This window comes from Pseudogemmobacter sonorensis (assembly GCF_042762395.1).
GTDB lineage: Bacteria > Pseudomonadota > Alphaproteobacteria > Rhodobacterales > Rhodobacteraceae > Pseudogemmobacter > Pseudogemmobacter sonorensis.
Genome location: NZ_JBEFZE010000001.1, coordinates 262,719 through 288,847, shown reverse-complemented (window position 1 = coordinate 288,847; position 26,129 = coordinate 262,719). Strand labels below are relative to the sequence as shown.

At 69.9% G+C, this 26,129-nt stretch carries 19 protein-coding genes; 10 read left to right on the top strand and 9 right to left on the bottom strand.

Translation table 11 applies throughout. The annotated features are described in order from the left end of the window. Nucleotides 1-859 precede the first annotated feature (859 nt). Both tsf and rpsB read right to left on the bottom strand, forming a co-directional pair. Entirely contained in the window at nucleotides 860-1,768 is a 909-nt protein-coding gene (gene tsf / locus ABNX41_RS01210; protein WP_438667888.1) for a translation elongation factor Ts, read from the bottom strand. A 122-nt stretch (nucleotides 1,769-1,890) separates the two neighbouring features. Beyond that, nucleotides 1,891-2,646: a 30S ribosomal protein S2 gene (gene rpsB / locus ABNX41_RS01205; RefSeq protein WP_438667887.1), complete on the bottom strand. Its 756-nt coding sequence runs from the start codon at nucleotides 2,644-2,646 to the stop codon at nucleotides 1,891-1,893. 458 nt (nucleotides 2,647-3,104) lie between these two features. On the opposite strand from rpsB, the gene ABNX41_RS01200 reads away from it, so the two are divergent. Continuing rightward, on the top strand, nucleotides 3,105-4,001 hold the full coding sequence (locus ABNX41_RS01200) for a PfkB family carbohydrate kinase (protein WP_438667886.1): 897 nt from the start codon (nucleotides 3,105-3,107) through the stop codon (nucleotides 3,999-4,001). After that, nucleotides 3,998-4,933: a pseudouridine-5'-phosphate glycosidase gene (locus tag ABNX41_RS01195; protein ID WP_438667885.1), complete on the top strand. Its 936-nt coding sequence runs from the start codon at nucleotides 3,998-4,000 to the stop codon at nucleotides 4,931-4,933. The genes ABNX41_RS01200 and ABNX41_RS01195 overlap by 4 nt, the downstream gene beginning before the upstream one ends. Before the next feature lie 34 nt (nucleotides 4,934-4,967). Here ABNX41_RS01195 and ABNX41_RS01190 read toward each other — a convergent pair whose 3' ends face one another. Then, on the bottom strand, nucleotides 4,968-6,197 hold the full coding sequence (locus ABNX41_RS01190; RefSeq protein WP_438667884.1) for a patatin-like phospholipase family protein: 1,230 nt from the start codon (nucleotides 6,195-6,197) through the stop codon (nucleotides 4,968-4,970). Continuing rightward, entirely contained in the window at nucleotides 6,194-6,979 is a 786-nt protein-coding gene (locus tag ABNX41_RS01185; RefSeq protein ID WP_438667883.1) for a 3-hydroxybutyrate dehydrogenase, read from the bottom strand. The genes ABNX41_RS01190 and ABNX41_RS01185 overlap by 4 nt, the downstream gene beginning before the upstream one ends. A gap of 327 nt (nucleotides 6,980-7,306) precedes the next feature. Here ABNX41_RS01185 and ABNX41_RS01180 point away from each other — a divergent pair, with 327 nt between their 5' ends. Further along, nucleotides 7,307-9,127, top strand: a complete 1,821-nt coding sequence (locus tag ABNX41_RS01180; RefSeq protein ID WP_438667964.1) for an extracellular solute-binding protein — start codon at nucleotides 7,307-7,309, stop codon at nucleotides 9,125-9,127. Nucleotides 9,128-9,162: 35 nt separating this feature from the next. Beyond that, nucleotides 9,163-9,318 carry a hypothetical protein gene (locus ABNX41_RS01175; RefSeq protein WP_438667882.1) on the top strand — a complete coding sequence of 52 codons (156 nt, stop codon included), beginning with the start codon at nucleotides 9,163-9,165 and terminating at the stop codon, nucleotides 9,316-9,318. On the opposite strand, the gene ABNX41_RS01170 is transcribed toward ABNX41_RS01175, so the two are convergent. Both ABNX41_RS01170 and ABNX41_RS01165 read right to left on the bottom strand, forming a co-directional pair. Then, nucleotides 9,315-10,757 carry a protein kinase domain-containing protein gene (locus ABNX41_RS01170; RefSeq protein WP_438667881.1) on the bottom strand — a complete coding sequence of 481 codons (1,443 nt, stop codon included), beginning with the start codon at nucleotides 10,755-10,757 and terminating at the stop codon, nucleotides 9,315-9,317. The two genes, ABNX41_RS01175 and ABNX41_RS01170, sit on opposite strands and share 4 nt — an antisense overlap. A 44-nt stretch (nucleotides 10,758-10,801) precedes the next feature. Continuing rightward, a complete protein-coding gene (locus tag ABNX41_RS01165; RefSeq protein WP_438667880.1) occupies nucleotides 10,802-11,596 on the bottom strand; it encodes a metallophosphoesterase family protein in 795 nt (264 codons plus the stop codon). 897 nt (nucleotides 11,597-12,493) lie between these two features. Between ABNX41_RS01165 and ABNX41_RS01160 the strand changes: the two genes are divergently transcribed. From ABNX41_RS01160 to ABNX41_RS01150, 3 genes are read left to right on the top strand one after another with little or no spacing between them, the layout of a single operon-like run. After that, nucleotides 12,494-14,035, top strand: coding sequence for a class I adenylate-forming enzyme family protein (locus ABNX41_RS01160; RefSeq protein ID WP_438667879.1), 1,542 nt, complete (start codon nucleotides 12,494-12,496; stop codon nucleotides 14,033-14,035). Further along, nucleotides 14,032-14,808, top strand: a complete 777-nt coding sequence (locus tag ABNX41_RS01155) for a DsbA family oxidoreductase (RefSeq protein ID WP_438667878.1) — start codon at nucleotides 14,032-14,034, stop codon at nucleotides 14,806-14,808. The genes ABNX41_RS01160 and ABNX41_RS01155 overlap by 4 nt, the downstream gene beginning before the upstream one ends. A gap of 2 nt (nucleotides 14,809-14,810) precedes the next feature. Then, nucleotides 14,811-16,034: a multidrug effflux MFS transporter gene (locus ABNX41_RS01150; protein ID WP_438667877.1), complete on the top strand. Its 1,224-nt coding sequence runs from the start codon at nucleotides 14,811-14,813 to the stop codon at nucleotides 16,032-16,034. Between the two features lie 45 nt (nucleotides 16,035-16,079). Here ABNX41_RS01150 and mfd read toward each other — a convergent pair whose 3' ends face one another. Together mfd and ABNX41_RS01140 are read right to left on the bottom strand one after the other, a co-directional pair. Then, the gene (gene mfd / locus ABNX41_RS01145; protein WP_438667876.1) at nucleotides 16,080-19,538 is read right to left on the bottom strand and encodes a transcription-repair coupling factor; all 3,459 of its coding nucleotides are present in this window, start codon (nucleotides 19,536-19,538) and stop codon (nucleotides 16,080-16,082) included. Nucleotides 19,539-19,540: 2 nt separating this feature from the next. After that, nucleotides 19,541-20,065, bottom strand: coding sequence for a component of SufBCD complex (locus tag ABNX41_RS01140; RefSeq protein WP_438667875.1), 525 nt, complete (start codon nucleotides 20,063-20,065; stop codon nucleotides 19,541-19,543). A gap of 262 nt (nucleotides 20,066-20,327) precedes the next feature. Between ABNX41_RS01140 and hemB the strand changes: the two genes are divergently transcribed. Together hemB and ABNX41_RS01130 are read left to right on the top strand one after the other, a co-directional pair. Beyond that, nucleotides 20,328-21,326, top strand: a complete 999-nt coding sequence (hemB, locus tag ABNX41_RS01135; RefSeq protein WP_438667874.1) for a porphobilinogen synthase — start codon at nucleotides 20,328-20,330, stop codon at nucleotides 21,324-21,326. A gap of 201 nt (nucleotides 21,327-21,527) precedes the next feature. Next, complete coding sequence (locus ABNX41_RS01130; protein ID WP_438667873.1) at nucleotides 21,528-22,136, top strand: lipid-binding SYLF domain-containing protein; 609 nt, start codon at nucleotides 21,528-21,530, stop codon at nucleotides 22,134-22,136. A 286-nt stretch (nucleotides 22,137-22,422) separates the two neighbouring features. On the opposite strand, the gene ABNX41_RS01125 is transcribed toward ABNX41_RS01130, so the two are convergent. Further along, nucleotides 22,423-23,286, bottom strand: coding sequence for an NAD(P)-dependent oxidoreductase (locus tag ABNX41_RS01125; RefSeq protein WP_438667872.1), 864 nt, complete (start codon nucleotides 23,284-23,286; stop codon nucleotides 22,423-22,425). Nucleotides 23,287-23,421: 135 nt separating this feature from the next. Between ABNX41_RS01125 and ABNX41_RS01120 the strand changes: the two genes are divergently transcribed. Then, nucleotides 23,422-25,923, top strand: a complete 2,502-nt coding sequence (locus ABNX41_RS01120; protein ID WP_438667871.1) for a penicillin acylase family protein — start codon at nucleotides 23,422-23,424, stop codon at nucleotides 25,921-25,923. Nucleotides 25,924-26,129 lie beyond the last annotated feature (206 nt).

The following is a 26,129-nucleotide window of genomic DNA, read 5'->3' as shown; positions in this document are numbered from 1 at the left end:
GCGCCGATGCGCAGCCTGCCCGCAAACCGCCAGACACCCACCGCCTCGCGCGCGAAGCAAAGGGACCCCCGCGGCCGCCGCTATCGTTGACGGCCACTCCACGCCCCTGTCCGGGCCGGATGCCTCGGCAAGGCGAATGGCCGCTGCCGCGCGGGGAAAGGGCGGCCAGGAAAGCCCCGCCGCTTTCGATCCGCACCGTTTAACGCCGCCCGTTTACGCCGCCCATCTACGCCACCCGGGGGGAATCCCTCTCCTGATCGGCAGGCACGGGTGAGACAAACCCAGGTTCCGCGCAGGGAAAGCGCCAGCGGAGAGACTCCGCCGCCAAGGATCAGCACCGCTTCACGCCCGCGAGAGAAGCCCCCCTGTATGGGCCGAAGGCGCCAGCGGGGCGGCTCGGCGCGCGGAAGAGAAGGTCGGGAATGCCGCACTATGCGCCCCGTTGCGGCGCCGACAACGTGGCACCGTTCCGTCAAAGGGCATTTCCGCCCGGGAACAGCGGGGTGGAGCGTCGCGATTTCGGCAGTCTCCACTCCGCGCCCAAACGACGCCCCGATCCCCGGACAGGTTTCCGGGGGATTCAGGCGACGGCCTGCTCCTGCCGATCTCCTCGCCCCCCAGGAGGCTGGCAAACCTGAAGACCGACAGACCTGAAGACCGACAGACCTGAAGACCGGCAAACGCCGGATCCTGGCTTCCGTCACTCTCCGCATTCCAGGGGATGGCACCGCCCGAGCGGCACGGCGGCAGGCGGCGCCAGCCCGCCGGGGAACGAAAAAGCCGGGCGCGCCCGAAGGCGGCCCGGCTTTTCCCGGTCTCATGCGCGGCCCGCGCCCTTTCCGGCCCAGGCGCGAAAGCATCAGCCCTGAAGCGCCTTGGCGACTTCGGCGGCGAAATCCTCGGACTTCTTCTCGACGCCCTCGCCCACGGCGACGCGGGCATATCCGGTGATCTCGACCCCGGCTTCCTTGGCCGCCTGTTCGACGGTCAGGTCGGGATTGATCACGAAGGCCTGGCCGAGCAGCGTGTTCTCGGCAAGGAAGCGCTTCATCCGGCCCGGGATGATGTTGTTGTGGATCACCTGATCGGGCTTGGGCTTGGAGGAGGTGGCGTTTTCTTCCAGCGCCTTGGCGGTCTGGACCTGAAGCTCGCGCTCCAGCAGCGCCGGGTCGAGCGTGGCCTCCGACAGCGACAGCGGCGAGGTCGCGGCGATATGCATCGCGAATTGCTTGCCGATCTCCCTGGCCTTGTCCTCGGGGCCGTTCAGCGCGACCAGCACGCCAATCTTGCCCATGCCGTCGGCGGCCGAGTTGTGGACATAGGACACGACGGTCTGGCCTTCCAGCACATGCAGGCGGCGGAAGTTCAGGTTCTCGCCGATGCGGGCGATGGCTTCGGAGATGACGGTCTCGACGGTCTTGCCGTTCAGATCGGCGGCCTTGACCACCTCGACCTCATCGCCGGTTTCCAGCGCGACCTTGGCCACTTCGCGCACCAGCGCCTGGAAATCGGCGTTCTTGGCGACGAAATCGGTTTCCGAGTTGATCTCGACCGCGACGCCCTTGCCGTTCGAGACGGCGACGCCGACCAGGCCCTCGGCCGCGACGCGGTCGGCCTTCTTGGCGGCTTTCGCGAGGCCCTTGGTGCGCAGCCAGTCGACGGCGGCTTCCATGTTGCCTTCGGTCTCGGTCAGCGCCTTCTTGGCGTCCATCATGCCCGCGCCGGTGGCGTCGCGCAGCTCTTTCACCATAGCGGCGGTGATCGTCATGTTCCTGCTCCTTCGATAGGGGGCGATCCGGCGGGATCAGACCCCCGCCGGGAAACGGATTCGTGACAGCTTTCCGGGAAAGCGGGGCGGATCGCCCCGCTTCGCGCCGGAGGGGCGTCGGATCAGGCCTCGGCGGCCTCTTCCTCGGGCGCCTCTTCCAGCGCGCCGAGATCGACGCCGGCGGCGCCGAGCTGCGCCGACATGCCGTCGAGCGCCGCGCGCGAGATCAGGTCGCAGTAAAGCGCGATGGCGCGGGCGGCGTCGTCATTGCCCGGGATCACGTAATCCACGCCCTTGGGCGAGCAGTTGGTGTCGACCACGGCCACGACCGGGATGCCCAGCTTCTGCGCCTCGAGGATGGCGAGGTCTTCCTTGCCCACGTCCACGATGAAGATCAGGTCGGGGGTGCCGCCCATCTCGCGGATGCCGCCGAGGCTGGCTTGCAGCTTGGCCTGGTCGCGCTCCATGTTGAGGCGCTCTTTCTTGGTCAGACCCTCGCCGCCCGAGGCCAGGACCTCGTCGATCTGCTTGAGGCGCTGGATCGACTGGGAGACGGTCTTCCAGTTGGTCAGCGTGCCGCCCAGCCAGCGGTGGTTCATGTAATATTGCGCGCATTTCTCGGCGGCTTCGGCGATCGGCTTCTGTGCCTGGCGCTTGGTGCCGACGAAGAGGATGCGGCCGCCGCGGGCCACGGTGTCGCGCACGACCTTGAGCGCCTGGTCGAGGAGCGGCACGGTCTGGGTCAGGTCGAGGATGTGGATACCGTTGCGGTCGCCGTAGATGTATTCGGCCATCCGCGGGTTCCAGCGCTGCGTCTGGTGACCGTAGTGAACGCCAGCTTCCAAGAGCTGACGCATCGAGAAATCGGGAAGCGCCATGTCGTGTCCTTTCCGGTTTGCGCCTGAGCGGATGATTCAGGGCATCAGCCCCAACCGGTGGACCTTGGCGGGATTTCTCCCCGCCGAGGCCCGCATCCGCCTGTGAAGTGGCGCGCATATAGCGGCAGGGGGCGGGGAAGGCAAGCAGGGAAACTGCTGGCCATGGCGTGGCGCATCGTGCCGGACGGGGTGCCCCCGGGCTGGCCGGGGCCTCCGGCGGGGATATTTTGGCCAAGATGAAGAGGCGGAGCCGTGTTTTGGGCGGGTCTGCGGGGTGCGGTTGGGTCCGGGTGGCGCATCTGGTGCAGGGCAAGGCGCCTTGGGGGTCTGGGTGTATGCGGCGGAGGGTTGGCTGCGAATGCGTCGGGCGCGCGGGTCGGCCCTGGGGGACGGCGGCCTTCGGGGTCGGGGCGCGCGCTGCCACTTGCGCGCCGCGCGGCAAGCGGCGAAAAGCGGCCATGGTCAGGACACCCGACATATTGTGCATCGGCTCGGTCCTTTGGGACATCATCGGGCGCTCGGCCGCGGCGATGCGGCAGGGTTCGGACCTGCCGGGCCGCATCTCGCGCCTGCCCGGGGGCGTGGCGATGAACATCGCCGCGACGCTGGCGCGGTTCGGCCTGGCGCCCGCGGTGCTTACCGCCATCGGCCGCGATGCCGAGGGCGACGAATTGATCCGCGAGACCGAGAGCCTCGGCGTCTCGACCGCCTTCGCGCTGCGCCCGGCCGATCTGCCCACCGACCGCTACATGGCCGTCGAGGGCGCGAACGGGCTGATCGCCGCCATCGCCGACGCCCATTCGCTGGAGGCGGCGGGAGAGGCGATCCTCGCCCCCCTGGCCGACGGGCGGCTGGGGCATGCGGGCGCGCCCTGGGCCGGGCCGGTGGCGCTGGACGGCAACCTGACCGGGGCGCTGCTGGCGGCGATCGCCGCCTCGCCGCTGTTTGCCGCCGCCGACCTGCGGGTGGCGCCTGCAAGCCCCGGCAAGGCCGAGCGGCTGCGCCCGCTGCTTGGCCCGGCGCATGTGACGATCTATGCCAATCTGGAAGAGGCCAATATCCTTGCCCAGGCCTCGGCCGGGACGGCGGATACGGCGGCCGAGGCGCTGCTGTCGCGGGGCGCCGCGCGGGTTCTGGTCACCGATGGCGGGCGCGCCGCCGCCTGCGGGCGACGCGGCGCGGGCGTGATCTCGGCCCGCCCGCCCCGGGTGCCGGTGACCCGGGTCACCGGTGCGGGCGATACATTCATGGCCGCCCATCTGGTGGCCGAACGCGCGGGCGGGACGCGGGAGGAGGCGCTGTCGAAGGCCCTCGCCTCTGCCGCCGCCTATGTTTCAGGAGAGATGCCGTCATGACCGCCCCCACCCCGTCGGCCCTGCCGCTTGCCTTTTCGCCCGAGGTCGCCGCCGCGAGAGACGGGGGGCGGGCGCTGGTCGCGCTGGAATCCACCATCATCACCCATGGCATGCCCTGGCCGGACAACCTGGAGACCGCGCTGCGGGTCGAGGCCGAGGTGCGCCAGGCCGGGGCGGTTCCCGCCACCATCGCCGTGATGGGGGGACGGCTGCACATCGGCCTGACCGAGGCGGAACTGCGCGAACTGGCGCAGGCGCGCGAGGTGGCCAAGGTCTCTCGCGCCGATATCGGCGCCTGCCTTGCGGGCGGGGGCTACGGCGCGACCACGGTGGCGGCGACGATGATCGCGGCGGGGCTGGCGGGGATCCATGTCTTCGCCACCGGCGGGATCGGCGGCGTCCATCGCGGCGCCGAGAGCAGTTTCGACATTTCCGCCGATCTGCGCGAGCTGGCGCAGGGTTCGGTCACGGTGGTCGCGGCGGGGGCTAAGGCGATCCTCGACCTGCCGAAGACGCTTGAGGTGCTGGAGACCGACGGCGTGCCGGTGATCGCCTATGGCCAGGACGCCTTCCCGGCCTTCTGGTCGCGCGATTCGGGGCTGAAGGCGCCGATCCGGCTGGACAGCGCCGGGGCCATCGCGCGGGCCTGGGCGATGCGGCGCGCGCTCGGCCTGCCCGCCGCGCAGCTTGTCGCCAATCCGATCCCCGCCGCGCATGAGATCCCCCGCGAGGAGATCGTGCCCCATATCGAGGCCGCCCTGCGCGAGGCCGAGGCGCAGGGGATCAGCGCCAAGGCGGTCACGCCCTTCCTGCTGGGCCGGATCCTGGAACTGACCCGGGGCCGCTCGCTGGAAGCCAATGTCGCGCTGGTGCTGAACAACGCGCGCCTGGCCGCCGCCATCGCGATCGAGATGGCGCGGATCGACGGCTGAGTCCCTGGGCCCCGCCGCCGGACCGGGCCTGTCCTTAGCCGAGCAGGCCGGTCAGATCGGCCGTGCTCTCGATGCCCACCGACCTGCCGTCCCCGGCGACGAAACCCGCGGCGGCGGCGCGCCCGGCCTCGAACAGCCGCTCGACCAGCGCGCCGCCCGGTTGCAGCTTCGAGGTCGCCGAAAGGTCGTTCATCAGCGCGTCGTCCGCGATCATATGGATGCGCAGATCCTTCATCTGGCCAGGCTGGAGGCGCCCTTCCGCCAGCAGGCGCTTGACGAAGGCGACCGAGCGCAGCTCCGACAGCAGCGAGGCGTTGAAGCTGATCTCGTTCACGCGGTTCTGGATCTCCAGCGGCGTCTCGGGGATGGAATCGCGGCGCAGGGGGTTGACCTGGACGATCACGATATCGTCGGGCAGGTCCTTCTGGTAGAGCGGCCAGAGCGAGGGATTGCCCGCATAGCCGCCGTCCCAATAGGTCTCGTCGCCGATCTCGACGGCCTGGAAGACGCTGGGCAGGCAGGCCGAGGCCATGATCGCCTCGGGCGTGATCTCGTTCCCGGCGAAGACCCGGACCTTGCCGGTGCGCACATTGGTCGCGCCGACGAACAGCGCCGGGCCCGCGCCCGCGCAGACCTCGCTGAAATCGAGGTCGCGCACCACCGGCTCCAGCGGGTTGCGATACTGGCCGCCAAGCGCGTAGGGCGACCAGATCTGCGCGGCAAGGCCGGCCGGGCTGACCGGCAGCAGGGCCTGGGCGGTGTCCTGCCACAGCCGCATCGCGGGCAGGAAGGGCTGCATCCAGGGGATCATCCGCAGATCGCCGATATCGGCCACGCGCTCCCACAGGGCGCGCAGGCGCTTGCGGGCGGCCTCGGGGCCTCCGGCGACCAGGCCCGCCTTGAGGCAGGCGCCGTTCAGCGCGCCGGCCGATGTGCCGGTGACGGCGGCGATCTCAAGCCCCGGCTCCTCCAGCAGGCGGTCGAGCACGCCCCAGGTGAAGGCGCCATGCGCGCCGCCGCCCTGAAGCGCGAGGCTGACGCGGCCTGAAAGAGTGGGGCCTGAAAGGGTGGAGGCCTTGCTTTCGGCCCCCGCGGGACCTGTCCGGCCCGGATCCGCGGGCGCCCGGCTTTCGCCCGCCGCAGCGGCGCCCGCCCGGGCCGCGCGCGCGGGTTTCCCCGCCGCTTCGGCGGCCGCTCGGGCGGAAGTTCGGGCAGAGGTTCGGGCGGGGGCCTTCGCCCCCTTCGCGGCGCGCGTCCCGCTCACAGCGCGGTCCAGCCGCCGTCGACGGAAATCGTGGTGCCGGTCACCTGATCGGCGTAATGCGAGCACAGCCAGACCACGGTGCCGCCCATCTGCTCGGTGGTGGCGAATTGCTTCGAGGGGGTGCGTTGCAGCATCACCTCGCGGATCACGGTCTCGCGATCCATGTTGTGGACCTTCATCTGATCGGGGATCTGCGCCTCGACCAGCGGCGTCAGCACATAGCCCGGGCAGACCGCATTGGCGGTGATGCCCTGCCCCGCCGTCTCAAGCGCCACGGTCTTGGTGAAGCCCACCACGCCGTGCTTGGCCGAGACATAGGCCGATTTGTAGGGCGAGGCGGTCAGCCCATGGGCCGAGGCCACGTTGACGATGCGCCCCCAGCCCGCCGCCCGCATCAGCGGCAGCGCCGCCGCCGCGGTGTGGAAGGCCGAGGTCAGGTTGATCGCGATGATGCGGTCCCAGGTCTCGGCCGGGAAATCCTCGACCGGGGCGACATGCTGGATGCCCGCGTTGTTGACCAGGATGTCGCAGCCGCCGATGGCCTCCACCGCCCGGGCGACCAGCGCCCGCGCCTCGTCGCCCTTCGACAGATCGGCCTGGACATAGGCCGCCTTCACGCCGAATCGCCCGGCCAGGTCGCGGGCGATGGCATGATCCTCATCACGATTCGTGAAGCTGTTGATCACGACATCGGCACCGGCGCGCGCCAGCTCTTCGGCGATGCCCAGCCCGATGCCGGAATTCGACCCGGTGACGACGGCGCGCTTGCCCTTGAGATCCATGAAACCCTCCCATTTCTGCGACTGCACCGGATTTTTATACGATCAGGCGCAAAAGGCCATGCCCGATCACCGCGACGCGGGATCCTTCGCGGGGCCGGTTTTCCGGCCGCCCCCGCCCAAAGCGCGGACCAAAAAAAACGCCGGCGCAAGGCCGGCGTCCAGTCATTGAGGCAGGTTTCATACAGGCAAGAAACCTATCGAGCAGTAAACACTATATAGCCGCCTTGGCCGCGCGGGCCAAGCTAAAAGTTTGAAAAGCCTGCAACCGGGACGTAATCTGGCCGCAGGACCGAAAGCTGAACGGGGATCGTTTCCGAAATGCGCATGATGAAAAGCACGGCCAGGCTTGCCCCGCTGCGCTGCCTGATGGCGGCGCTCTGGCTTGGCGCGGCGGGCATGCCCGCGTCGGCCGAGCCGAAGCATGGCATAGCTATGTATGGCGACCCGGCGCTTCCCCCGGATTTTGTGTCGCTGCCGCAGGTGAACCCCGACGCGCCGCAGGGCGGCACCATCACATTGGGCGAGGCGAACAGTTTCGATTCCATGAACCCGTTCATCACCTCGGGCCGCCCCGGAACCGGCGTCACCCCCCTGGTGGTCGAGACGCTGATGGGCCGCAACTACGACGAGCCCTTCACCCTCTACGGCCTCCTGGCCGAATCGGTCGAGACCGACGATTCGCGCTCATACGTGGAATTTACCTTGCGTGAAGAGGCCCGGTTCTCGGACGGCAGCCCCGTCACGGTCGAGGATGTGCTGTGGTCCTTCGAGACGCTCGGCACCATCGGCAATCCGCGCTACCACGCCGCCTGGTCGAAGGTGGCCCGCGCCGAGGCGACCGGCCCCCGCACCCTGCGCTTCACCTTCAACACCGCCGACCGCGAATTGCCGCTGATCCTGGGGCTGCGCCCCGTCCTCAAGCGCGCGCAATGGGAGGGGCGCGATTTCGAGGCCTCGGGCTTCGAGGTGCCGATAGGCTCCGGCCCCTATCTGGTCGAAAGGGTCGATCCCGGCCAGTCGATCACCTATCGCAAGAACCCCGACTGGTGGGGCAAGGACCTGGCCTTCAATCGCGGCCAGTGGAATTTCGAGGTGATCCGCCACGAATATTTCTCGATGCCGCAGGCGCAGTTCGAGGCCTTCAAGGCCGGCGTCCTGACCAGCTACCGCGAGACCAATCCGGCGAAATGGGACAGTCTTTACGACTTTCCCCTGGCCGCCTCGGGCGAGGTGGTGAAATCCGAGATCCCGCATCACCGCCCCTCGGGGATCGAGGGGCTGGCCTTCAACACCCGCCGCCCGATCTTCGCCGACTGGCGGGTGCGCGAGGCGCTGATCCTGGCCTTCAACTTCGAATTCATCAACCGGACCATCACCGGCGGCGTCCAGCCCCGGATCCAGAGCTATTTCTCGAACTCGCCCCTGGGCATGGAGCCGGGCACGCCCGCCGAGGGCCGGGTGGCCGAACTGCTGGCCCCCTTCGCCGCCGACCTGCCCCCCGGCACGCTTGAGGGCTATGCGCTGCCGGTCTCGGACGGATCGCCCGCCAACCGGCGCAACCTGCGCGCGGCCATGGTGCTGCTGGAAGAGGCGGGCTGGCAGGTCGACGACCGGGGCGTCTTGCGCAACGCCTCGGGCGTGCCCTTCCGCTTCGAGATCCTGCTGACCACCGGCCAGGACGAGATGGTCGCGATCTCGAACCTCTATGTCGAGGCGCTCAAGCCCCTGGGGATCGAGGCGCGGGTCAATGTGCTGGATTCGGCGCAGATGAAGATCCGCACCGATACCTTCGACTTCGACATGACGCATTACATCCGCTCGGTCTCGCTTTCGCCGGGGAACGAGCAGTCGCTCTACTGGGGTTCGGCCTCCGCCGTGGCCGAGGGCACGCGGAACTGGCCCGGCATCGCCTCGCCCGCCGTGGATGCGATGATCGAAACCATGCTCTCGACCGGGGAGCGGGCGGAATTCGACGCGGCGGTGCAGGCGCTCGACCGGGTGCTGACGGCGGGGCGCTATGTGGTGCCGATCTGGTATGGCGACCGCGCGCGGATCGCGCATTCGCGGCGTCTTCACTTTCCCGAAACCTTGCCGCTTTATGGCGACTGGCTGGGATTCCAGCCCGATATCTGGTGGTATCAGGAATAAGAAACCGGAAACCGGAAAGAAGACGGAGGCAGGCAATGCACAAGAACGGGCAGATGCGAAAGAACGGGCTGATGCGCGGATGGATGATCGGGGCGGCGCTCATGGCGGCGCTGGCGGGATGCAACACCGTGGCGGGCGTCGGCGATGACGTCTCGGGCGGGGCGCGCACCGTGCAGGGCTGGTTCCGCTAGGCGGGCACCTGCGGCGCGGCGCCCCCATCCACCAGCACGCCCCGCGTCTCGGGCAGCCGGATCACGGTGACCGAGCAATGCGCCTCGGCCACCACCTGCGCCGAGACCGAGCCGAGATAGCGCCGGGTCGAGGAATGCCCCCGCGCGCCCATGACGATATGGTCGGCATGGATCCGCGCGGCATGGGTGATCAGGGCCTGGGCCGGATCGGGCGATTCCAGCACCGAATGGGTCAGCCGACCGTCGCCGGGCCCGATCCCCTCGGCCCAGCGTTTCAGCGCCACCAGCCGCGCCACATGCAGGTGATTGCCCTGCGCGTCGGTCATCTGGTCGATGCCGAGCCGCGCGGTGCGGATCACGTTCACGCAGGCGATCCGCGCCTCGGGCCGGGTCACCAGCATGCGCTGGACATGGGCGCGCAATTGCAAGGACAGCGCCTCGTGCTCAGGCGCCAGGTCCACCGCCACGCACAGGATCGGCACCGTCTCCATCAGCGATTGCACCGAATCCGGGGCGTGGAACTGCTTCAGCCCGCGCAGGTCGCGCCAGCGGTGGAACACCTTGAGCCAGCCGTCGCGCCGCAGCCGCAGCGCCCGCCCGGTCAGCCGCACCTGGGCGGGATGGGTCAGGTCGAAGGCGATCTGCGCCGCCGCCTGGTAGCGCCGCAGCGGATCGACCTCCAGCGCATGCAGGATGATCTCCTGCAGCCATTCCGGGATCTCGGGGCGAAGCGCGCGCGGCGGGTCGGGATCGCGCCACAGCCGCCGCCGCGTCGCGCGCAGCTTCTGCGGCACGCCGAAGGGCGGGCGCCCGGTCGCCATCTCGTAGAGCATGGCGCCAAGCGCGAACAGGTCCGAGCGCGGGTCCGAGCGCGCGCGCAGGATCTGCTCGGGCGCGATATAGGGCCAGGTGCCCATGGGGATGCGGAATTCCTCGGCCAGAAGGTCGGGCAGCCGGTCGTGGCGCGACAGGCCGTAGTCGATCAGCACCATCTCGCCTTCCGGGCGCTGGAGGAAGTTCTCGGGCTTGAGGTCCAGGTGCACCACCCCCTGGCGGTGGATGTCCGCGACCGCATCCGCCATCCGCGCGCCGATCTCGACCAGGTCCGGCAGCGGCAGCGGCGCGCGCTTGAACACGGGCAGGAAGGATCCACCCTCGATCCGCTCGGTGACGATATAGGGCATGACGTCGAAATCGCCGGTGGCGATGGTGCGCGGCACATGCGGGCCGCTCAGCCGGGGCATGATCATCTGCTCGACCTCGAAGCCGACGATGGTCGGGCCGTCGTCGCCGTCAAGGATGGTGGGAACCTTCATCACCATCGGCAGGTCGTGGTCGGGATGGCGCACGTCCCAGATCGTGGCGAATCCCCCGGTGTGGAGCTTTTCGCCCAAGGTGAAACCGTCGATCTGCAAGCCTTGATGCGGCCTTTGCGTCATGTCCCCGCCCTTCTCCCTTCGCCGCCGCACCGGCGGCGGCCCCCTTACCGCCCCCGCACCAGCCGCAGCGCCAGCTCCTCGGGCAGGCCCAGGGCCCTGCTTCGCGCCGCCACCCCCGCCGCGTCATAGGGCACGCGCAGGAAGGTCAGTTCCGCGACCGCGCCGCCCCCCGCAACCGTTCCGGCCCCGGGGGCCGCCGTGCCGCCCCCCGGCTCGGTGTCGAGCATCAGGTATCCCGCCTCGGGCGTGCCGTCCCGCGGCTGCCCCACCGATCCCGCCACCGCCAGCCAGCGGCGCGAGCGGATCATGGGCAGCGCCGCGCCGATGCGAAAGCCCTGGGGCCGCACCACCCCCCCCCGGTCGCGGCTGACCAGCAGCGGCACATGGACATGGCCGCAGAAGATCAGCCGGGCGTCGCAGGCCCGGAACGAGCCCGCCGCCGTGGTCTCCGAGGTGACATAGATCCAGTCCGAGGGCGCATTGGCCGAGGCATGGGTGAACAGCGCCTCGCCCTCGCGCGCCTGCAGCGGCAGTGCGCCCAGGAACGCCTTCTGCGCCGCCGAAAGGCGGGGGCGCGTCCAGTCCATCGCGGCGCGGGCCAGCGCGCTCATGCTCTGGGGCCGACCGGCGGCGGCATCGTCGTGATTGCCGCGCAGCGCGGTCGCGCCCCCCGCCACCAGCGCCATGACCCGCTCGCAGCACCATTCGGGATCGGGGCCGTAGCCGACGTAATCGCCCAGAAGGACGATGCGCTCCGCCCCCCGGGCGGCAAGATCGGCCAGCACCGCCTCGAAGGCCGGGCGGTTGCCGTGAATATCGGTCAGGATCGCGATCCTCATGCGCGCAGCACAGCTCCTCCACCGGGGCCATAGAGCGGTTTCCGCGTCGGGCGCCCTCTCCCCATGCCGCCTCGCGGTGGCCCTCCGGTGGCAGGCTAGGGCCAAATCCGAAGCGGCGCCATGACCCGGATCATTTTCTTTCGCCTTTGCTTCGGCGTCGCGGGCGGGATTTCCCGGAGGGCTCCGCACGGCGCGCCGGGTCGGGAAAGCGGCAAGGCTGCGACCGGGGCGCGATCCGGCTCAAGCGCCAGCCGGAATGCCCCGGACAGAGCCCCCGCCCGGGGATATGTCGGCAGGCCGGGGTCGCGCCGGAAACCGCCCGCATTGCCCTCCCCCCCCCAGCGGCTCACGCCCCCGGCCGGGCACCTGCCGGAATGCCTTCGGCGGAGCCCCCGCCCGGGGATATGTCGGCAGGCCGGGATCGCCGCCGGAGACCGCCCGCATTGCCCCCGAGGCCCTTGCGGCTCACGCCCCCAGAACCGGCGCTGCCATTCGCTGCGTCGGCCCGCCCTGCGGGTCGGCGCAAGCGTCCCGGCCCCAGGGTTCTGAACCTGCGGCAAAGCCCCCGCCACCGAGCCTGTGGCAAGAAACCTGTGGCGAAGCGCCTATGTTTGAGGGCGCGGAATGCGCCACTCCGTCCTGTGGCTCCGTCCTGCGCCCCCCCTACGCGAGCGCGCCGGTCGCGCCCCTCCGCCCTGCGGCCCCGGCCTCGGGCGGATCTGCGCCCGTTCCACAGTTCCGTCCCGCGCCTCCGTCCCCCGCCTTCGCGCGTTCCGGTCCTGTGTGGGACCTGCGCCGCTCACTTTGGCGGTCCTCCTTGCCCCTCTCCCCGCCCCCGGTCCTGGCCCCAAGCCCCGCCCGCGCGCCCGTCCCGCCGACCCGCCGCGAAGAGCGCTCTTGATCGCCCCCCTCGCCCGTCCTATCCCCGGGGGCATGTGCGCCACAGCCCCTTCCGCCCCTCCGCCGCCCGATCCCGCCCGCTTCAACCTCGCGCGGCATGTGCTGGCGGCGGGCGCGGCCACGCCCGACAAGGTGGCGCTGGCGGTGCTGACCCTGACCGGCGCCGAACGCTGGAGCTATGCCCGGCTGACCCGCGCCGTCCTGGGCGCCGGGGGCTGGCTTCTGGCGCAGGGCGCGCAGCCCGGCGCGCGGGTGCTGATCCGGCTGGGCAACAGCCCGGCCTATCCGGTGCTCTACCTCGGCGCCATCGCGGCGGGGCTGGTGCCGGTCGCGACCTCGCCCCTGCTGACCGGGCCCGAGATCACCCGCATGGCCCGGACCGTGGCGCCGCGCCTCGTCGTCGCCGAGAACGGCATCGCCTTGCCCGAGGACCTGCCCCCCGACCGCCTGCGCCGCGCCGATCCCCGCATCTGGGAGAGCCACCCCCCCTGCGACTGGCACATGGACGCGGCCGGGCGCGAGGCCTTCGTCGTCTTCACCTCGGGCACCACCGGCACGCCGCTGGCGGTGCGCCATGCCCATCGCTCGGTGCTCGCGCGGGCGATGATGCACCGGGGCTGGCAGGATCTGACCGCCTCGGACCGGCTGCTGCATTCGGGCGCCTTCAACTGGACCTATACGATGGGGGTCGGACTGATCGACCCCTGGACGGCCGGGGCCACCGCGCTGATCGCCGCGCCTTCGGTCTCGCTCGATCATCTGGGGCTGGTGCTCCGGCGCCACGACGCCACCATCTTCGCCTCGGTCCCCACGGTGTTCCGCAGGCTCCTGCGCGGCGAGATGCCCGCCCTGCCCCGGCTGCGCCACGCGCTTTCGGCGGGCGAGGCGCTGCCCGCGGCCCTGCGCGCCGAATGGGCCGCGCGCACCGGCACCGACATCCACGAGGCGCTCGGCATGTCCGAGATCTCGACCTTCGTCTCGGGCGCGCCCGCGCGGCCCGCGCCCCCCGGCACCACCGGCACGCCCCAGCCCGGGCGCCGCGTCGCCGTGCTCTCGCCCGAGGGAAAACCCCTGCCGCCGGGCGAGATCGGCATCCTTGCCGTCTCGACCGCCGACCCGGGGCTGATGCTGTCCTACGAGGGCCACGCCCCCCCGGAAGGCCCCTGGTTCCCGACCGGAGACCTGGTCCACCAGGACCACGGCGGGGCGATCCACTACCACGGCCGCGCCGACGAGATGATGAACCCCGGCGGCGTCCGCGTCAGCCCGCGCGAGGTGGAGCAGGCCCTGGCCGACCTGCCCGGCGTCACCGACCTGGCCGTGACCGAAGTCGAGCCCGCCCCCGGCACAAGGATCATCGCGTGTTTCTACGCAGGGCCGGACCTTGAGGAAAGCACAGCCGACGCCTTTGCAGCCGAACGGCTGGCGCGCTACAAGGCGCCACGCGCCTGGATCCGGGTCGAGGAGATTCCCCGGGGCCCGACCGGCAAGATCCGCCGGGGCGCGCTGCTCGATCTCTATCGGAAAGCCCAAGCATGACCGACGACCGCCCAGACCAGTCCGATGGCGCCCCGTTCGATGGCGCGCTGCGCTCTGGCACCCGGCCTTCCGGCACCCGGCCCTCCGACATTCAGCCCGAGGCCGTGCGGCTCGACATCTTCATCGATCCGGTCTGCCCCTGGTGCCATGTCGGCAAGGCCAATCTGGCCCGCGCGCTGGCCGCCCGGCCCGACCATCCGTTCCGGCTGATCTGGCATCCGTTCCAGCTCAACCCCGAAATGAAGCCCGGCGGCGTCGACAAGCGCGCCTGGCTGGAAGAGAAATTCGGCGGCAAGCCCCGCGTCGACGCCATGCACGAGCGCCTGCGCGAGACCGCCCGCAACGCCGGGGTGGAACTCGACCCCGACCGGCCCGCCCGGCTGCCCAATACGCTTGACGCCCATCGGCTGATCCACTGGGCCGGGATCGAGGGGCGGCAGACCCAGGTGGTGGATGCGCTGTTTCACGCCTATTGGGACCAGGGCCGCGACATCGGCGATGCGCAGGTGCTGGCCGATATCGGCGCCGAGAACGGCATGACGCGCGAGGCCCTGCTGCGGCTGCTGGCCTCCCAGGCCGATGCCGACGACCTGGCCGCGCGCGACCGCGACGCCCGGCACAAGGGCGTGACGGCGGTGCCCACCTTCCTCATCGCGCAGAAATACGTCGTCCCGGGCGCGCAGCCGCCCGAGTTCTGGGATCAGGTGATCACCGAAATCCTTGCCGAGACCAGCCGCGCCCCCGCACAGCAGAACCCCGAAAGCCAGTCATAGTCATGAACACCCCCGTTTCCCCAACCCCTCCCGGCCCGCACAAACGGCTGGGCCAGGGCGAATTCGTCGCCATGATCGCGATGCTCTTCGCCACCATCGCGCTTTCCATCGACGCCATGCTGCCTGCCCTGCCCGAGATCGCGGCGGTGATGACGCCCGAGGCGCCGAACCGCGCCCAGTTCGTGGTCGGGGCCTTCTTCCTGGGCATGGGGCTGGGCACGATCTTCACCGGGCCGCTGTCGGACGCCTTCGGGCGCAAGCGGGTGATCATGTGGGGCGGCGCGGTCTATTGCGTGGCGGCGGTGATCTGCTTCTTCGCCCAGAGTTTCGAGCTGTTCCTGGCCGCGCGCGTGTTGCAGGGGATCGGCGCCGCCGGGCCGCGCACAGTCTCGATGGCGATGGTGCGCGACCTCTACAAGGGGCGCGAGATGGCGCGGATCATGTCCTTCGCCATGATGATCTTCATGCTGGTCCCTGCCGCCGCGCCGCTGATCGGCCAGGGGGTGATCGCGCTGGCGGGCTGGCATGCGATCTTCCTGGTCTATGTGCTGTTCTGCCTGATCACCATGAGCTGGATGGGCGTGCGCCAGCCCGAGACCCTGCCCGTGGCCGACCGCATTCCGCTGTCGCTGGCGACGATGACCGCCAGCGCGCGCGACCTGTTCTCGCGCCGCACCATCCTGGTGGCGATCGTGATCCAGTCGCTGACCATGGCGGCCATGGTCGCCTCGATCTCTTCGATCGAGGGGATCTTCCGCGAATATTACGGCCGCGAGGCCAGCTTTCCCCTGTGGTTCGCGCTGATCGCGGGGCTGTCGGGCTTCGGCTCGCTGATCAATTCGCGGGTGGTGATGCGGATGGGCATGCGCCGGGTGATCACCGTCACCTATACCGTGGTGCTGGCGCTGACGGCGGTGCACCTTCTGCTGCGGCTGGGAACCGATCTGCCGCCCGCCGCCGATTTCGCGGTCTTCCTGGCATGGATGGTCTGCCTCTTCGGGATGATGAGCCTGACCATGGGCAATCTGAACGCCCTTTCGATGGAGCCGGTGGGCCATATCGCGGGCTTTGCCGCCTCGATGATCACGGCGCTGGCGACGGTGCTGTCGGTGGTGGTGGCGATGCCGATCGGGCAGGCCTTCGACGGCACGCCGCTGCCGCTGATCCTGGGGGCGGCGGTGCTGATCGCGCTTTCGCTGGCACTGATGCGCTTTCTGAAGAACTGATCCCCCGGCGCAGTGGGCCACGGGCGCGGAGGGGCGCGGAGGGCTTCAGCCCCCCCGCGCCTTTTCCGCCAGGTCGCGGGCGATGGCGAAAGCGCCCCTGATGCGCTCGGCCTCGGTCTTCATCTCGCCCGAAAGCAGGATCTTCGTGCCCTGCACTTTTGCCGCGCCGCCCTGGGCCTTGAGGAATTCCACCAGCCCCGCCGGATTGGCGAATTTGTCGCCGTGGAACTGCACGGTCGCCCCCCGGGGCCCGACATCCAGCCGGTTGATCCCCGCCCGCTTCGCCATCGCCTTGATGCGCACGATCAGAAGCAGCGTGTTCACCTCTTTCGGCAGCGGGCCGAAACGGTCGATCAGTTCGGCGGCGAAACCCTCAAGCTCCACCTTGCGCGTCAGGCCCGAGAGCCTGCGGTAAAGCCCCAGCCGGACGTCCAGATCGGGGATGTAATCCTCGGGGATCATCACCGGCACGCCAAGGTTGAGCTGCGGGCTCCAGTCGTCCGAGACCTCGGACAGCCCGTCGATCTCGCCCGATTTCAGCTTGGCGATGGTCTCCTCCAGCATGTGCTGGTAAAGCTCGTAGCCGACCTCGCGGATATGGCCCGACTGTTCCTCGCCCAGAAGGTTGCCCGCGCCGCGCAGGTCGAGGTCGTGGCTGGCCAGGTTGAACCCGGCGCCCAGGCTGTCGAAACTCGCCAGCAGCTTCAGCCGCCGCATCGCCTGCGGCGTCAGCGGAACGCGCGGCTTCGTCGTCAGATAGCAATAGGCGCGCGTCTTCGACCGCCCCACCCGGCCGCGGATCTGGTAAAGCTGCGACAGGCCGAACATGTCGGCGCGATGCACGATCATGGTATTGGCGGTCGGGATGTCGAGACCGGATTCCACGATGGTCGTCGCCACCAGCACGTCGAAGCGGCCATCGTAGAACTGGTTCATCCGCTCGTCCAGATCGCCCGCCGCCAACTGGCCATGCGCCACGATATACGAGACTTCGGGGACATGGGTCTTCAGGAAATCCTCGATATCGGGAATGTCCGAGACACGCGGCACCACGAAGAAGCTCTGCCCGCCGCGATAGCGTTCGCGCAAGAGCGCCTCGCGCAGGGTCACGCCGTCGAATTCCGAGACATAGGTGCGAATCGCCAGCCGGTCCACCGGGGGCGTGGCGATGATCGACAGGTCGCGCACCCCGGTCAGCGACAGTTGCAGCGTGCGCGGGATCGGCGTCGCGGTCAGGGTCAGCACATGCACCTCCGAGCGCATCTCCTTCAGCCGTTCCTTGTGGGCGACGCCGAAATGCTGCTCCTCGTCGATGATCAGCAGGCCCAGGGTCTTGAAATTGATCCCCTTGGCCAGAAGCGCATGGGTGCCGACCACGATATCGACCGATCCGTCGGCAAGGCCCGCGCGGGTCGCGGCGGCCTCACGCGCGGGAACGAAGCGCGACAGGGGCCGCAGGTTCAGCCCGAAGCCCCGGAAGCGTTCGGCGAAACTGCGGTAATGCTGCCGCGCGAGCAGCGTCGTCGGGCAGATCACCGCCACCTGCATCCCGGCCATGGCGGCGGCGAAGGCCGCGCGCATCGCCACCTCGGTCTTGCCGAAGCCGACATCGCCGACGATCAGCCGGTCCATCGGGCTGCCCTTGCCCAGATCGCCGACCACATCCTGGATGGCGGCAAGCTGGTCCTCGGTCTCGGGCCAGGGGAAGCGGGCGGCGAAGGCCTCCCAGGCGGCATGGGGCGCCTCAAGGATCGGGGCGGCGCGCAAAAGCCGCTCGGCCGCGACCCGCATCAGCCGGTCGGCGATCTCGCGGATGCGCTCCTTGAGCCTGGCCTTGCGCGCCTGCCAGGCGCCGCCGCCCAGACGGTCGAGCAGCCCCTCCTCATGGCCGTAGCGGCTGAGGAGTTCGACATTCTCGACCGGCAGGTAGAGTTTCGCGCTGTCGGCATATTCCAGCATGACGCAGGCATGCGGCGCGCCAAGGGCGGTGATGGTCTCGATCCCCAGGTAGCGGCCGACGCCATGTTCGACATGGACCACCAGATCGCCTTGAGACAAAGCATCAACTTCGCGCAGGAAGTTCTCGGCTTTCCTGCGTTTTTTCGGCTTTCCGACCAGGCGCTCTCCCAGCACGTCCTGTTCCGAGACCACGGCGAGCCCCGGCGCGGTGAAACCCTCTTCCAGCGCCCAGACGATCTGTTCCACCTTGCCGGGCCCGCGCGCCTGCCCTTTCGGCGCGGCGCCGGACCAGTCGCGCAGGTCCGCGATGTCGACACTCTCGATCCCCTGATCGGCCAGAAGGCCGCGAAGCCGCTCACGCGCGCCCTCGGACCAACTGGCCAGCACCACGTCGCCCTCTTTGCGCAACGCGCGAATATGATCGGCCAAAGCACCGAAAATGCTAATGTTTTCTTGCTGACGTTCGGGCGCGAAACTGCGGCCGCGCCGCCCGCCCGCATCCAGCACCCCGGGCCCCGGGCTTTGCGCCAGCGGCGACAGGCGGATCACGCGGCGCGGCGCCAGGGCGGCGGCCCAGGCCGCTTCGTCCAGATAAAGCGCATCGGGCGGCACGGGTTTGTAGACCGTGTCCATCCGCGCCCGCGCCGCCATCACATCGGCGCGCGAGTCATAGGCATCGGCCACCGCCTCCCACCGCGCGATCTGCATCGGGCCGGTCTGGTCATCGAGCATGACCGAGGCCCCGGGCAGATAGTCGAAGATGGTCTCGAGCCGGTCGTGGAAGAAGGGCAGCCAATGCTCCATCCCCTGATGCTTGCGCCCGGCGCTGACCGCCTCGTAAAGCGGGTCCTCGGCGCCGCCCGCGCCGAATTCCACCCGGTAGTTCTGGCGAAAGCGGGTGATCGAGGCCTCGTCCAGCACCACCTCGGAAACCGGCGCGAAATCCACGCCCGAAAGCTTCTCGACCGTACGCTGGCTGACCGGATCGAAGCGCCGCGCGCCGTCGAGCTGGTCGCCGAAGAAATCCAGTCGCACCGGCCCGCCCGGCCCCGGCGGATAGATGTCGACGATGCCGCCGCGAATGGCGAAATCGCCGGGCTCGGCCACGGTGGAGACCGGGGTGAAGCCCATCCGGGCCAGGAAGGCGCGCAGCCGCGCCTCGTCCACCCGGTCGCCGACGCGGGCGCGGAAGGCGCTGTCGCGCACCAGATCGCGCGCCGGGATCCTTTGCGTCGCCGCGTTCAGCGTGGTCAGGACGACGAAAGCGCCCGGCAGATCCCCGGCCAGCGCCGCCAGTGCCGCCATCCGGCGCGAGGAGACCAGCGGATTGGGCGACACCCGGTCGTAGGGCAGGCAGTCCCAGGCCGGAAACTCCACCACCGCCACGCCGGGGGCAAAGATGCGCAGCGCGGCGCGCATCGCCTCGGCCCGCCGGTCGTCGCGGGCGACATGGATCACGGGGCGGCCCTTCGCCAGTTCGCGGGCCAGAAGATGGGCGTCCAGCCCCTCGGGGGCGCCGCCAAGCAGGATCGTCTCGGGCGTCATGGTCAATGCAGGACCGAAAAGTTGAGATTGCGCCACATGCCGAAAAGCGCGGTGATGAAGATTGCCACCATGCCCACCCCCTGGACGAAGCGGCGATGCAGGATCAGGCGGCGATAAAGCGCGGCGCCGGCGTTCTCGCCCGCCTCGACCTTGACCGCGGCATGCAGCGACAGCCAGCCCACCAGCACCATGGGCGCGGTCAGCAAAAACACCGCCTGGGCGAATTCCACCCAATACCAGAAGGCCAGGATGCCCAGCGTGGTCAGGTAGAAGGCCAGGCCGAAGAACAGCGGCACCGCCGCGGTCCGGGTCAGGCCCAGGATGCGGCGCACGTTGATCGCGACCAGCGCCTCGACATCGGCCTGGACCTGGCCGCCCTGGCGGCGCCCGCGCTGGATCAGGTCGATCGGCACGCCAAGCAGCCAGCGGCTGACCGAGGACCAGGCCACGGCCAGCACGATCCAGAACCACAGGTTCGAGAAGGACCGCATGTCGATCACTTCCAGCAGGATCCGGTAAAACTCCACGGTGGCGTCGTTCCCTCGTCTTCGCGCCCAGCCTGCGCGCCTTCGTCTTTCGCAGCCCACCCCTCTCCCCGGGCGGCGCGGCATCTGCCTCTGGGATGCGGGCTGCGGCACATGGGCCGCTTGAGGCGCGCCCCTTTCCATGGCAGGCAGAGCGCAAAGCCGCAAGACCTTCCGCAAGCCGAGAGGCCCGAAGCCGCCGCATGGAACCGCCCGACCCCGGGCCCCCGCCGCGGCCCCGGCCCCGCCAGAGACGAGAGACCCGATGGACCCGATCCTCGCCCCCTTTCCCGCCACCCGCCTGCGCCGCAACCGGCGCAGCCCCGCCCTTCGCGCGCTGGTGCGCGAGACCACGCTTTCGGCGGGCGACCTGATCTGGCCGGTCTTCATCCGCGAGGGCGAGGGCGTCGAGGAGCCGGTGCCCTCGATGCCCGGGGTGAACCGGCTCTCGCTCGACCGGCTGCTGGCGCGGGCCGAAGAGGCGGCGGCGCTTGGCATTCCGGCGATCTGCCTCTTTCCCTACACCGCCCCCGAACTGCGCACCGAGGGCTGCGAAGAGGCCTGGAACCCCGAGAACCTGACCAACCGCGCCATCCGCGCCCTGAAGCGCGAACTGCCCGATCTGGCGGTGATGACGGATATCGCGCTCGACCCCTACAATGCCAATGGCCATGACGGGCTGGTGCGCGACGGCGTGATCCTGAACGACGAATCCGTCGCGGCGCTGGTCAGGATGGCGCTGGCCCAGGCCGAGGCGGGGGCCGATATCCTGGGCCCCTCGGACATGATGGACGGCCGGGTGGGCGCGATCCGCGCCGCGCTTGAGGGCGCGGGCCACAAGGAGGTGGCGATTCTCTCCTATGCCGCGAAATATGCCTCGGCCTTCTACGGACCCTTCCGCGACGCGGTCGGCGCCGGGTCGCGGCTGGTGGGCGACAAGAAGACCTATCAGATGGATCCCGCCAATTCCGACGAGGCGCTGCGGCTGGTCGCGCGCGATCTCTCGGAGGGCGCGGATATGGTGATGGTGAAGCCCGGCATGCCCTATCTGGACATCTGCCGCCGGGTGAAGGACGCGTTCGGCGTGCCGACCTTCGCCTATCAGGTCTCGGGCGAATATGCGATGCTGACGGCGGCCTTCGGCCATGGCTGGCTGGACCGCGACCGGGTGGTGATGGAAAGCCTGACGGCCTTCCGCCGCGCGGGCTGCGACGGCATCCTGACCTATTTCGCGGTCGAGGTGGCGCGGGCGCTGAAGGGCTGAGGGGCGCCTTCCCCCGCCCCTTCGCGCCTTTCTGCCGAGCCTTGCGCCAAACGCATGACAAGGCATGACAAGACCCGGGGCCGGGGCTAGACTGGCGCCCGGAGCGGGGCCTTTCAAGAAGCCCCCCGGATCGACACCGGCCCGCCGCCTGCCCGCCCGGGACCAGGTCCGGCGGCGCGCAGAGAGCATGAGGCACAGGCGATGGACAGCACCTTTCACGACGAAACCGGCCCGGAAACCGATCGGGCTTCGGCAGGCCCGCTTTCACGACGCGGCTTTCTGGTCGCCGGGGGCGCGGCGGCGCTTCTGACGGCGGGCTGCGGCAATGGCGTGGGGTCGAACGCGGCCTCGCAGATCGACGCGCGTGTGGATGCGACGCAGAACTACCTGTTCGGGCGCTATCCCGGCACCCGCGACCTGGCCTCGCGCGCCGTGGGCGTGCTCTACATGCCCCTGATCACCGAGGCCGGGCTGGTCTGGGGCGGTGCCTACGGGCGCGGCGCCCTGCGGATCCAGGGCGCGACGGTGGATTACTATTCCGCCGCCAAGGCCAGCGTGGGGCTTCAGGTCGGCGCCCAGCAATATGCCCATGCCCTGTTCTTCATGACCGAGCCCGCGCTGTCGGAATTCCGCCGATCCTCGGGCTGGGCGGCCTCGGCCGACCTGCGCTATGCCACCCCGGACGAGGGCGCGACCATCGGCAAGGCCACCACCGAGATCGAGCCGGTGATCGCCCTGGTCTTCGGCCAGCAGGGGCTGATCGCGGGGGCGACGCTGGCGGGGGTGAAATACACCCGGATCATCCCCTGAGCCGTCGTCTGAGAGGCACTCCCCGGGGGTGCTGAACGCCGCCGCGCCCGCGACCCGCTTGACCCGAGGTCGATCATGTCCGGCAGGGAGCGGTGGCGATCAGCGCCAAGGCGACAAACGCCCGCCGACGCGCGAGGCGCCCCGACGAGTTCGCCACCCCTTCGACAGTGGCGCAGGACAGGCCCAAAAGGCCGGGCAGCCCCCCCGCCCGACACCCGCAAAGCCCGGCGGCGGGCGGCACACCGCCCGCAGATCCCGGGCCCCGCAGGCCCCCGCCCGCCGCGCGCTATTTCAGCCGCCGGATCAGGCTCGACGTGTCGTTGCGCCCGCCGCCCATGCCCTGGACGTCCTTGTAGAACTGATCAACCAGCGCGGTGACCGGAAGGCTCGCGCCGATCTCGTCGGCGGTCTCAAGGCAGATCTTCAGGTCCTTGCGCATCCAGTCCACCGCGAAGCCGAAGTCGAATTCATCCGCCAGCATGGTGCCCGCCCGGTTCGCCATCTGCCAGCTTCCCGCCGCGCCCTGCGAGATCACCTCGACCACCGCCGCGCTGTCGAGCCCCGCCTTCCGCCCGAAGGCCAGCGCCTCGGACAGCCCCTGCACCAGCCCCGCGATGCAGATCTGGTTCATCATCTTCGCGAGTTGCCCCGCCCCGCTTTCGCCCAGCCTACGGCAGACCCGGGCATAGGCGCCGATCACCGGCTCGGCCCGGGCGTAATCCTCGGCCGTGCCGCCGCACATCACCGAAAGCACGCCGTTTTCCGCCCCCGCCTGGCCGCCCGAGACCGGCGCGTCGACAAAGCCGAGGCCGCGCGCCGTGGCCAGCGCCGACAATTCGCGCGTCACCCGCGCCGAAACCGTGGTGTGATCGACGAAGACCGCCCCCGGCGCCATCCCGGCGAAGGCCCCCGCCTCGGCCAGGCAGACCGCGCGCAGGTCGTCGTCGTTGCCGACGCAGGCCATCACGAATTCGGCCCCCTCCGCCGCCTCGCGGGCCAAGGCCGCGACCCGCCCGGCATGGCGCGCGCCCCATTCCGCCGCGCGGGCGGGCGAGCGGTTCCACACCGTCACCTCATGCCCCTTGGCGGCCAGGTGGCCCGCCATCGGAAATCCCATCACCCCAAGCCCCAGAAACGCGACTTTCGCCATCCGACAAACCTTCCCGTGAATTGCCCTTCGTGCCGGTTTCGACTAGGAACGCCTCGGGCCGCCGCCGTCAAGCGTCGCCGTCAGGCGCAGCCCCGCAACCGCCGCCCCCGCCCTCTGCCATCAGGACCCGCCCCGATGTTCACGCTTTTCCGTTGGCTCCTGCGCATCGCGAGCGGACTTTTGATCCTTGGGGTCGCCGGGCTGGCGGTCGGCTACTGGTTCCTGTCGCGCTCGCTGGTCGATTACGACGAGGATTTCACCCTTGCGGGCCTTTCGGCCCCGGTCGAGGTGATCCGCAACAACGATTCCGTCCCCCATATCATCGGCGAGAGTGACGAGGACGTGTTCTTCGCGCTCGGCTTCGTCCATGCGCAGGACCGGCTCTGGCAGATGACGCTCCTGCGCCGCACCGCCCAGGGGCGGCTTTCCGAGCTGTTCGGCCCGATGACCCTGCAGACCGACGAGCTGATCCGCAGGCTCGACCTCTACACCCTGGCGCTCGACTCGGTCGCGGCGCAGGACGAGACGACGCTGGCCGCGCTGACCGCCTATTCCGCCGGGGTGAACGCCTGGATCGAAGAGGTGAATCGCGGCGCGCGCGGGCGCGGCGCGCCGGAATTCTGGTTCTTCGAGCCGGAGATCTCGGCCTGGGCCCCGGCGGATTCGATCGCCATCCTGAAACTGATGGCGCTGCAACTGACCGGGCATGCCCAGAACGAGGTCCTGCGCGCGCGCCTGTCCCTGGTGCTTCCGGCCGAGCGTCTGTCGGACATCATGCCCGAGGATCCGGGCCAGGGCGTCACCACCCTGCCCGATTACGCCGAACTGATCCCCGGCACCCTGCCCGGCGACCGCCCGATCCGATTCGCCTCGGGCCCGCTCTCGCCCGTGGCCGAGCCGGGCCTTTCCGGCGCCTCGAACGCCTGGGCGGCGGTGCCGGGGCGCTCGGCCGCCGGGGGGGCGCTTTTGGCCAACGACCCCCATCTGGGCTTCACCGCGCCGACGATCTGGTATCTGGCGCGGCTGGAGCTGCAAAGCGGCGGCGTGATCGGCGCGACCATCCCCGGCATGCCGGTGGTGATGATCGGGCGCTCCGAGGAAATGGGCTGGGGCCTGACCACGGCCTATCTCGACGACCAGGACATCGTGATCGAGAAGCTGAACCCCGAGGATCCGCAGGAATACCTGCTGCCCGACGGTCGGCATGAGCGGTTCCGCATGCGCCAGACCATCGTGACCGTGAAGGATGCCGCCCCCGTCACCCTGACGCTGCGCTGGTCCAGGAACGGCCCGATCCTGCCCGGCCACCATTACGACCTGCAAGGCGTGACGCCGGCGGGCCATGTCGCCGCCCTGTCCTGGACCGCGCTGTCGGGGGCCGATACCTCGATGACGGCGGCGATGCGGCTGATGAGCGCGCCCGGCCTCGACGCGGCGCTGGAGGCGGGCCGACTTTACATCGCGCCCGCGCAGAACCTGATGCTGGCGGGCCGGGACGGCATCGCGCTGCAACTGATCGGCGCCATGCCGATGCGCGACCCTGCCCATCCGACCCAGGGCCGGATGCCCGCCCCCGGCTGGATCGAGACCACCGGCTTCCGGGGCAGCTTCCCCTACGAGGAGAATCCCCGCTTCCTGAACCCCGAGGCCGGGCTTCTTGGCAATACCAACAACAAGACCGTGGACCGCCCCTTCCCCCGCCATGTCAGCTTCGTCTGGGGCGATACGATGCGGATCCAGGCCTGGCTCAACCTGATGAAAACACGCGAGGTCCATACCCGCGAAAGCTTCATCGAGGCGCAGCTCGACACCGTGAACCCGACCGCCCGCGCGCTTTTGCCGCTGATCGGGGCGGATCTGTGGTTCACCGGAGAGGCCGCGCCCGAGGGCACGCCCGAGGCCTTCCGCCAGCGTGCGCTGAAACTGCTGGCGGAATGGAACGGCGAGATGAACGAGCATCTGCCCGAGCCCCTGATCGCCGAGGCCTGGCTGCGCGCGCTGCAAGAGCGGCTGATCCGCGACGAGTTGGGCCCGCTCGCCGAAAACCTCACCCGCCCCTCGCCGGTCTTCATCGAAAGGGTCTGGCGCGACATCGGCGGCGCTTCGGTCTGGTGCGACGTGGTGCAATCCGCCCCGGTCGAGACCTGCACCGACATGGCCCGGATCGCGCTGGACGAGGCGCTGATCCGGCTTTCCGAAAGCTACGGGCCGAATATCGAAAGCTGGCGGTGGGGCGATGCGCATCAGGCCACCCACGACCATCCCGTGCTGGGCAAGGTCGCGGTGCTGAAATGGTTCGTGAACATCCGCCAGTCCACCTCGGGCGGGGATGACACTCTGATGCGCGGGCGCACCATCGGCTCGGGGCCGAATCCCTTCCTCAACGTCCATGGCGCGGGCTATCGCGGCGTCTATGATTTCGCCGATCCTGACAGTTCGGTCTTCATCTCCGCCACCGGCCAGTCGGGGCATTTCCTGTCGCGCCATTACGACGACTTGGGCGAATTGTGGCGCCGGGGCGAATATATCCCGATGAGCCTCGACCCCGCATTGGCCAATGCCGCGGCCGCCGGGGTGATGCGCCTGACCCCCGCCCATCCCGCGACCGCAGCCGAGCCGCCCGCAACCGGCCCCTAAGGCCCCGCTCGCCCGCCCCCGGGACCCCGGCCCAAAGCCCGCAAAACGCCACGCCCCCGCGCCACGACCACCACGCCCCGAACCGCCCGCTTATCCCCTTTCTTCTTTGCAGAAATATCCCGGGGGTGAGGCGCCAAAGGCGCCGAGGGGGCAGCGCCCCCTCTCCTCCACCCTTCCCAGGAAAAACCTGCGCCGCAACGCCCGGC